This window comes from Blautia sp. AM47-4 (genome assembly GCF_003479865.1).
GTDB lineage: Bacteria > Bacillota > Clostridia > Lachnospirales > Lachnospiraceae > Fusicatenibacter > Fusicatenibacter saccharivorans.
The window spans coordinates 1-2096 of the sequence record NZ_QUHY01000080.1 but is presented as its reverse complement, the minus strand read 5'-3'; the positions used below and the strand labels follow the sequence as shown (position 1 = coordinate 2096).

The following is a 2096-nucleotide window of genomic DNA, read 5'->3' as shown; positions in this document are numbered from 1 at the left end:
CCATGTCCAGGCTGAAGCTGCCGTAAGAGGTAGTGGAGGGCCGAACGCACATCCGTTGAAAAGGGTGGCGATGAGGTGTGGGTAGGGGAGAAATTCCAATCGAACCCGGAGATAGCTGGTTCTCCTCGAAATAGCTTTAGGGCTAGCCTCGATGGAGTCTTACGGAGGTAGAGCACTGAATTTCTAAGGGGGCGTCAAAGCTTACCAAGGGATATCAAACTCCGAATGCCGTAAAGATGCTCATCGGGAGTCAGACTGCACGAGATAAGTTGGGCAGTCAAAAGGGAAAGAGCCCAGACCTGCTGCTAAGGTCCCAAAGTACGTGTTAAGTGGAAAAGGATGTGGGATTTCGAAGACAACTAGGATGTTGGCTCAGAAGCAGCCACACATTCAAAGAGTGCGTAATAGCTCACTAGTCGAGAGGTCCTGCGCCGAAAATGTCCGGGGCTGAAACACGACACCGAAGCACAGGATACCGTATGGTATGGTAGAGGAGCATTGCTGGCGCGATGAAGCAGTACCGGAAGGAGCTGTGGAGTGCCAGGAAGAGAGAATGCCGGAATGAGTAGCGAGAGAGAGGTGGGAATCCTCTCGGCCGAATATCCAAGGTTTCCAGGGTAAAGCTGATCTGCCTGGGTAAGTCGGGGCCTAAGGAGAGGCAGAAATGCGTATCCGATGGACAGCAGGTTGAGATTCCTGCACTATCTAAAACAGAACTGTGGGGACATTTGTGGAGAGCACAGGCGCGGAACGGAAAGCCGCGTGCAAGCGAAGGAGGAGTCACATAGGAAAAACCGTGTGGCAATCCAAAGGCGTGATGCGGACCGAACTAAAGTAGGGAAGTGTGTGAGCATGAATCAAGAAAAGCCGCTATTGTTTTTAAGATACCCGTACCGTAAACCGACACAGGTGGATGAGGAGAGAATCCTAAGGCCGGCGGAAGAAGCATTGTTAAGGAACTCGGCAAAATGACCCCGTAACTTCGGGAGAAGGGGTGCCAACGAGAGTTGGCCGCAGAGAATAGGCTCAAGCAACTGTTTAGCAAAAACACAGGTCTATGCAAAACCGTAAGGTGAGGTATATGCTGACGCCTGCCCGGTGCTGGAAGGTTAAGAGGAGAGGTTAGCGCAAGCGAAGCTTTGAATTTAAGCCCCAGTAAACGGCGGCCGTAACTATAACGGTCCTAAGGTAGCGAAATTCCTTGTCGGGTAAGTTCCGACCCGCACGAAAGGCGTAATGATTTGAGCGCTGTCTCGACAATGCATCCGGTGAAATTGAAGTACCAGTGAAGATGCTGGTTACCCGCGCCAGGACGGAAAGACCCCATGGAGCTTTACTCCAGTTTGGTACTGGGGTCCGGCAGTGCATGTACAGGATAGGTGGGAGGCTGTGAACCTGGAACGCCAGTTTCAGGGGAGCCGGTGTTGGGATACCACCCTTGTGCTGCTGGGCTTCTAACCAGCGGCCTTTATCAGGCCGGGGGACAATGCCAGACGGGGAGTTTGACTGGGGCGGTCGCCTCCGAAAGGGTATCGGAGGCGCTCAAAGGTTCCCTCAGAATGGTCGGAAACCATTCGAAGAGTGCAAAGGCAGAAGGGAGCTTGACTGCGACACCGACGGGTGGAGCAGGTACGAAAGTAGGACTTAGTGATCCGGTGGTATTAAGTGGGAATGCCATCGCTCAACGGATAAAAGCTACCCTGGGGATAACAGGCTTATCACTCCCAAGAGTTCACATCGACGGAGTGGTTTGGCACCTCGATGTCGGCTCATCGCATCCTGGGGCTGTAGTAGGTCCCAAGGGTTGGGCTGTTCGCCCATTAAAGCGGTACGCGAGCTGGGTTCAGAACGTCGTGAGACAGTTCGGTCCCTATCCGGCGTGGGCGTAGGATATTTGAGAGGAGCTGTCCTTAGTACGAGAGGACCGGGATGGACTGACCTCTGGTGTACCGGTTGAACCGCCAGGTTCACGGCCGGGTAGCCAAGTCGGGAAGGGATAAACGCTGAAGGCATCTAAGCGTGAAGCCCCCCTCAAGATGAGATATCCCATTCGAAAGAAGTAAGACCCCTTGAAGACGACGAGGTAGATAGGGCAG

1 rRNA gene is annotated in these 2096 nt (G+C 53.5%); it reads left to right on the top strand.

The features are described from left to right. Positions 1–2096 (top strand): 23S ribosomal RNA (locus DW965_RS18585); the annotation flags it as partial.